The 6449-nt window shown below is 70.2% G+C and carries 6 protein-coding genes; 4 read left to right on the forward strand and 2 right to left on the reverse strand.

Going from position 1 to position 6449, the window contains the following annotated elements:
• Nucleotides 1-107: 107 nt before the first annotated feature.
• Nucleotides 108-1109, reverse strand: a complete 1002-nt coding sequence (locus tag ACZ4S3_RS27115; protein ID WP_467938500.1) for a sigma-70 family RNA polymerase sigma factor — start codon at nucleotides 1107-1109, stop codon at nucleotides 108-110.
• A 210-nt stretch (nucleotides 1110-1319) separates the two neighbouring features.
• Here ACZ4S3_RS27115 and ACZ4S3_RS27120 point away from each other — a divergent pair, with 210 nt between their 5' ends.
• The 4 genes from ACZ4S3_RS27120 to ACZ4S3_RS27135 all read left to right on the forward strand — a co-directional run bounded on the left by ACZ4S3_RS27120 (nucleotide 1320) and on the right by ACZ4S3_RS27135 (nucleotide 4651).
• Nucleotides 1320-1922, forward strand: coding sequence for a GNAT family N-acetyltransferase (locus tag ACZ4S3_RS27120; RefSeq protein WP_467938502.1), 603 nt, complete (start codon nucleotides 1320-1322; stop codon nucleotides 1920-1922).
• A 221-nt stretch (nucleotides 1923-2143) separates the two neighbouring features.
• Nucleotides 2144-2689, forward strand: a complete 546-nt coding sequence (locus ACZ4S3_RS27125; RefSeq protein WP_467938504.1) for a hypothetical protein — start codon at nucleotides 2144-2146, stop codon at nucleotides 2687-2689.
• 281 nt (nucleotides 2690-2970) lie between these two features.
• Nucleotides 2971-4020, forward strand: coding sequence for a questin oxidase family protein (locus ACZ4S3_RS27130; RefSeq protein ID WP_467938505.1), 1050 nt, complete (start codon nucleotides 2971-2973; stop codon nucleotides 4018-4020).
• A 133-nt stretch (nucleotides 4021-4153) separates the two neighbouring features.
• Nucleotides 4154-4651 carry a MarR family winged helix-turn-helix transcriptional regulator gene (locus ACZ4S3_RS27135; protein ID WP_467938507.1) on the forward strand — a complete coding sequence of 166 codons (498 nt, stop codon included), beginning with the start codon at nucleotides 4154-4156 and terminating at the stop codon, nucleotides 4649-4651.
• Between the two features lie 161 nt (nucleotides 4652-4812).
• On the opposite strand, the gene ACZ4S3_RS27140 is transcribed toward ACZ4S3_RS27135, so the two are convergent.
• Nucleotides 4813-6342, reverse strand: coding sequence for an MFS transporter (locus tag ACZ4S3_RS27140; RefSeq protein ID WP_467938509.1), 1530 nt, complete (start codon nucleotides 6340-6342; stop codon nucleotides 4813-4815).
• Nucleotides 6343-6449 lie beyond the last annotated feature (107 nt).

Raw genomic sequence — 6449 nt, forward strand, 5'->3', positions numbered from 1 at the left:
GCCGACCGCCGGCCCACGGCACGGCCACCCGGCCCACGGCGCAAAAGAGCCCCGCCGCCATCCATGGGCACCGGGGCTCGTTCTACGAGAATCTGCAGGCTGCGGGGCTACGCCGCCGCGTCGAACCCCGTGTCCCGCGCCATCCGCTTCAGCTCCAGCAGCGCGTGCTTCTCGATCTGGCGGATCCGCTCGCGGGTCAGACCGTGCTGCTTGCCGACCTCGGTCAGCGTGCGCTCGCGGCCGTCCTCGATGCCGTACCGCGCCTTGATGATGGAGGCGGTGCGATGGTCGAGGCGGTCGATCAGATCCTCCAGCTCCTCGCTGCGCAGCAGCGTGAGCACCGACTGCTCGGGCGAGGCGGCGGAGGTGTCCTCCAGCAGATCGCCGAACTGGGTGTCGCCGTCGTCGTCCACCGACATGTTCAGGCTGACCGGGTCGCGCGCCCAGTCCAGTACGTCGGTGACGCGGGCGGGCGTGGAGCCCAGCTCGCCGGCGACCTCTTCGGGCTCCGGGTCGCGGCCGTTCTCGCGGTTGAACTCGCGCTGCACCCGGCGGATGCGGCCGAGCTCCTCGACGAGGTGCACGGGCAGCCGGATCGTGCGCGACTGGTCGGCGATGGAGCGGGTGATGGCCTGACGGATCCACCACGTCGCATACGTCGAGAACTTGAAGCCCTTGGCGTAGTCGAACTTCTCCACGGCACGCACCAGACCGGCGTTGCCCTCCTGGATCAGATCCAGCAGCGGCAGACCGGCACGGGGGTAACGTCGCGCCACGGCGACGACCAGCCGCAGGTTGGAACGGATGAAAATGTCCTTGGCCTTGGCGCCTTCGGCGGCCAGTGCCTCGAGCTCCTCGCGGCCGGCACCTGCGGCATTGCCGTCGGTGACGTCGCCGTCCAGGATCTGCTGGGCGTACACGCCCGCCTCGATGGTCTGGGACAGCTCGACCTCCTTGGCGGCGTCGAGCAGAGGCGTGCGCGCGATCTCGTCGAGGTACATGCCGACCAGGTCGCGGTCGGCGATCTCCCCGCCTACGGCGCGAACGCTGCGGGCCCCGTCAGAACCGCTGCTGCTTTCCTGACGACGGGCGACGGCACGGGTTGCCATGCGTGTGCTCCCTTTGCGATGTTGGGGTCTCCCCTGCTCGAGCGAAGCCGAGAGCTTGGGGAAGGTCGCGGGACGGTGAGGCGGGAGACTCGATACTTGACTGAGTGACCCGTCCGAAGGAAACAACGGCTGGAATCCGGACAGAATTCCCATGCCGCGACCCTATTTTTGTGATCATGCAGTACCCTGCTCCCTCACCAGGGAGGTGGGATGCTGCCCGAGAGCAGGGAAGTGCAGGTCAGAGCGGGCGTCGAGGCGGACCTCGTGGCCCTCACGGAGCTCTACAACCACTACATTCGTGAGACGTCCATCACGTTCGACACGGAGCCCTTCACTCCCGAGCGGCGTCGCCCGTGGCTGCTCTCCCACCCCGAAGACGGCCCGCACCGGCTTCTGGTTGCGCAGGAGGCCGGAACACCCCCGGACGGCGCCATTCCGGGCCCCGGCGGCCCCGCCTCCGCAGGACCGCTCCTCGGGTACGCGACCAGCAGCGCCTTCCGCCCGAAGGCCGCCTACGCGCCGTCCGTCGAGGTCACCGTCTACTGCGCCCCGCACGCCGCCGGCCGCGGCATCGGCACCCTCCTCTACAAAGCCCTGTTCGAGGCGCTGGCCACCGAGGACGTGCACCGCGCCTTCGCGGGCATCACCCAGCCGAACGAGGCCTCCCATCGCCTGCACACCCGCTTCGGCTTCCGGCACGTCGGTACGTACACCGAGGTGGGCCGCAAGTTCGACCGCTACTGGGATGTCGCCTGGTATCAGAAGGATCTGAACCGGGACATGGGTCAGGACCTGGACCGGGGCACGGAGTAGGGCCTGGACCAGGGCATGGGGGGCAGGACCTGGACCGGGAGATGGGTCGCGGGCCGGGTCAGCACATGGACCGAACGGCGGCCCCGCCCCGGGCCGGCCGGCCCCGCTCCGGACTTCCTTGCCCGCTGATCCAGTTGACGCATGCCCTACGCGGGTGTCGCCTGGACGGAGAGCCATTTCGACTGCCTCCCGAAAGGCGGGGCAAGCGAGAGGAGCCCGTCATGGACACGCACCCCCAGCGGCGCGAGGCACACGAGGCCGCCCGCTCACACGGCACCGTCGAGCCGGAGCACGGCGCGAGCCCCGAGACCCCAGAGACCGGCTTCAGGCTCCCGGGCACCACGCGCCGGGTCCCGACGACCGTGGCGATGCCGATCATCGCGGCCCTCGCCTTCGGCTGCTTCACGATCTTCCGCGTGCACAGCGACGGCACCAAGGGCGGTCCCACCATCCTGTACGGACTGTGCGCGGCCGTGGTCACCGGGGCACTGGGGCTGTATCTGGTCCACTTCCAGTCGACCATGATCACGGAAACCCGGGCGCTGGGATACGGCGCGCTCTTCGGGGCGTCGATGGGCTGGGTCTACAGCCTCGGCGGGGAGTCGATCCTCAAGTCGTGCGCCTTCGGCCTCGGCCTCGGCGCCGTGATGTTCGTCGTCTCGCTGTACCTCTTCCGTGGCCGCCGCGTCCGCGAACCGCACGGCTCGCACCGGCCCCACACGACCCACCGCGCCCACGGCGCGCACCGCGCGCACGCGGCACACTGAGCCGGCCGCCCCCTCCCCTCCGTAGGGAGGGGAGGATTCAAACACCCCTGCCGTACCGCCGCGGCGCCCGCCGCCGCCACTTCAGCCCGGCCCGCGCCCCGGCCACGCCCCCCTCCCTCGCGCTCAACGCTCCGTACTCACCCCTGACTTCAGCGTCGCACCCGCCACTGACAATCCCCTCCGCGCAGCCCTCTGCACCCCCTCCGCACACCCCTCACCTGCGGCCTTACGACCAGCGGCGTAGGGCCGCAGGCCGTTACGCCCCGCCCCCGCCTCGAGCCATGGATACGGCGCGCGGCACACTCGACGAAGCCCTGGAACGCCTGCACACCACCGGCCCGGAATTCCGTGGCTTCTTGAGCAATCACGGCCCGATGGCCGTCGAGGTCCTGGTCCGGCACGGCCAGGCCCGGACCGTTCACCGCTGGCTCGACGGTTACGCCACCAAGCTGGAGGACGTACCGGGCCCGCAGTCGCCCCTCGACGACACCAACTGGCAACAGGCGCTGGGCGATCCGCGCCGGGTCACCGACTGGACCACGTACCTGACGCGCCAGGTGGCCGAACGCCCCTGGCGTGAGGTCCTGACCGAGTGGTGGCCGCGGTTACTGCCCGGCATCGCGGGCGCCGCGACCCACCCCGTGATCCGCGTCGGTCACGCCGTACGGGTTCTCCTGGAGGAAGGCGAAGAGGCGCCGCGCATCGCCGAGTTGGCGCATGCCATCGGGTACTGGGCGGCCCGCCACACCACCCTGCCGGTGACCGTCCGGCCCGTCGGCACCGCCTCCCCCGCCGACGCGCCGGCCGCCCTCCCGCGCATCGCCGACCAGCGGGTTCTCCCACTCGACGGACTGGCCCAACTCCCGGACACGGACGGCTGGCCGGCGGCCGCCGAGGCGGTACACGCCCCGCAGGATCCCGATGCCGCCCGCGACCAGCCGGCCGCCCTGGTCCAGGCCGCCACCCACCGCTATCTCGACTACGCACACGGTGACGCGATCCTGCTGGTGCACGCCGCCACCGCCCCGAACGCCGTCCTGCGCACCCTTCCGGCCCTCCCCCGCGGCCTGTGGGCGCCCTCCCTCGGCATGGCCTGGGCCGCCTGCGCCGCCCTGACCTCCGTCTACTCGCCCGCCGAGGCACTGCCGCCGCTACGGGCCGGCACGCTCACCCCGGAGGAAGTCTTCGCCCGCGCCACCGCACACGGCGACGAACACGCCATCAAGCTGACGGACACGGCCTTGGATGTGGCCTCCTGGGCCCCGGCCGGCGACGAGCGCGCCCTGTCCGCCGCTCTCCGCGCCCTGGAGCTGATCCAGCCCGCGGCCTGAGGGGGCGGTCGGCGCCGTTGGCCTGGATCTGCGGGCAATCAGGGGCCCAGGCAATCACCAACCACCATTTTCCAGCCTATCTCCGCATTGTTAAAACTTCAATAAATTACCCAACGGTGAGACAGTGGATGGTATGAGCACCGAACCCCCAGCCGAGCCACGCTGGCTCAGCGACGAGGAGCAATACGCCTGGCAGTGCTACCTCCATGCCACCACGCTCCTGGAGGATCACCTGGACCGCCAGTTGCAGCGTGACGCTGGGATGCCGCACGTCTATTACGGCCTGCTCGTCCAGCTCTCCCGTGCGCCGCGGCGCCGGATGCGGATGACCGAGCTGGCCCAGAACGCCAAGATCACCCGGTCCCGCCTCTCCCATGCCATAGCCCGGCTGGAGAAGAACGGCTGGGTACACCGCGAGGACTGCCCGTCCGACAAGCGGGGCCAGAACGCCTACCTCACGGACGAGGGCATGCGGGTCCTGGAAAAGACGGCGCCCGGACATGTCGCCGCCGTCCGGGCCGCGATCTTCGACCGGCTCTCCCCCGAGCAGATTGGCCATCTGGCCGAAATCTGTCGGGTGATGGCCGACGGACTTCAGCCAAAAGGCGCCGACCTCCCCTGGCTCCGCTAACGGATCGGGGTGTCGACGCCTTCGAGTGGTCCACCAGATGCCTGCGGCGGTCCTCCCGGACGGAAAGAGGGAGGGAGGAGGGGCGGCGACATGCAGCCGCCCGTCCCCCCTTCCTCAGTTCCCTCAGTCCCCTCAGGCCGCTCAGGTCCTCAGTTCCCGCCTCAATGCACCATGACCGGAACCTGAACGTCCGCGTCCGCGCTCTCGCCCGTACCGGCACCCTCACCGGACGAGGCCGCCGGCGAACCGCCACCCTGATGCCCGGTGTTGACGAAGACGAAGGCGATCGCCGCAGCCAGGACGAGGATGCCGACCGCCCACCAGATAGCGGTGGTGTAGCCGTGCACCATCGACTCCAGCTTGAGCAGCTTCTGCGAGGCCGCACCGGCCGCGTGCGAGGTGGCGTACGCCGTGGTGGCGCTGGCCGCGATGGTGTTCAGCAGCGCCGTACCGATCGCGCCGCCCACCTGCTGCGAGGTGTTGACCATCGCGGAGGCGACACCGGCGTCGCGCGGCTGGACGCCGTGCGTGGCCAGGGACATCGCCGGCATGAACGCCGTACCCATACCGAGCCCCAGCAGCAGGAACGCGGGCAGGATCAGCGCCGGGTAGGAGGTGTCCAGGTCGATCTGGGTCAGCACCAGCATGCCGACCGCGGCGACCACGAAGCCGGGCGCCATCAGCAGCCGCGGCCGGACGCGGGTCATCAGCCGGGCGCCGATCTGCGTCGAGCCGGTGATCATGCCGATGATCATCGGGAGGAAGGCCAGGCCGGTCGCGACCGGGGTGTAGCCCTTCACGACCTGCAGGTAGTAGGTCAGGAAGAGGAAGAGGCCGAACATGCCGATGACGGCCAGCCCGAGTGAGGCGTAGACGCCGGCGCGGTTCCGCTCAGCGACCACCCGCAGCGGCAGCAGCGGGGCCTTCACCTTGGACTCGACCAGCACAAACGCCAGCAGCAGCACGGCGGCCGCGACGAACAGGCCCAGCGTCGGGGCGGCCAGCCAGCCGTCCGACTCGGCGCGGGTGAACCCGTACACCAGTGAGACCAGGCCGAGCGTGGCCAGGATGACACCGGGGACGTCGAGGCGGGAGGGGTTGCGGCCCTCGGCGGGCTCGCGGATGACCAGGACGGCGCCGGTCGCGGCGACCACGGCGAACGGGATGTTGACGAAGAAGGTCCAGCGCCAGTTCATGTACTCGGTCAGCACACCGCCGAGGATGAGCCCCACGGCGCCGCCGCCACCGGCGATCGCACCGAAGATGCCGAACGCCTTCGCCCGCTCCCTGGCCTCGGTGAACGTCACCGCCAGCAGCGACAGCGCGGCCGGCGCCAGCAGCGCGCCGAAGAGACCCTGCAGCGCCCGCGCGCCCAGCAGCATCCCCTGGTCGCCCGCGGACCCGCCGAGCGCGGAGGCGGCCGCGAAGCCGACGAGTCCGATGATGAAGGTCCGCTTGCGGCCCCACAGGTCGGCGACGCGTCCGCCGAAGAGCAGCAGCCCGCCGAAGGCCAGGGCGTAGGCGGTGATGACCCACTGCCGGTTGGCGTCGGTGATGCCGAGGTCCGTCTGGGCGGAGGGCAGCGCGATGTTCACGATCGTCGCGTCGAGCACGACCATCAGCTGGGCGAGAGCGATGAATATCAGCGCTTTCCAGCGCCGGGGATCGGCAGAGGTAGCTGTTTCAGGCATGGAGAGGTCCACCTAGTGACCTGAGTCAGAGATTCGGTGGCAGTAGGCGGCGATTTTGTCGAGGATTTCGTCGGCTGTTTTCGTCCAGGTGAAGGGTCTGGGTTGCT

It is taken from the genome of Streptomyces sp. NPDC028368, assembly GCF_055565615.1.

Excerpts from the sequence above, each read along its gene's own strand:
- ACZ4S3_RS27135 (WP_467938507.1), top strand. The coding sequence starts at position 4,154 with ATGAGCACCGAACCCCCAGCCGAGCCACGCTGGCTCAGCGACGAGGAG.
- ACZ4S3_RS27130 (WP_467938505.1), top strand. The coding sequence starts at position 2,971 with ATGGATACGGCGCGCGGCACACTCGACGAAGCCCTGGAACGCCTGCAC.
- ACZ4S3_RS27125 (WP_467938504.1), top strand. The coding sequence starts at position 2,144 with ATGGACACGCACCCCCAGCGGCGCGAGGCACACGAGGCCGCCCGCTCA.
- ACZ4S3_RS27140 (WP_467938509.1), bottom strand. The coding sequence starts at position 6,342 with ATGCCTGAAACAGCTACCTCTGCCGATCCCCGGCGCTGGAAAGCGCTG.
- ACZ4S3_RS27120 (WP_467938502.1), top strand. The coding sequence starts at position 1,320 with ATGCTGCCCGAGAGCAGGGAAGTGCAGGTCAGAGCGGGCGTCGAGGCG.
- ACZ4S3_RS27115 (WP_467938500.1), bottom strand. The coding sequence starts at position 1,109 with ATGGCAACCCGTGCCGTCGCCCGTCGTCAGGAAAGCAGCAGCGGTTCT.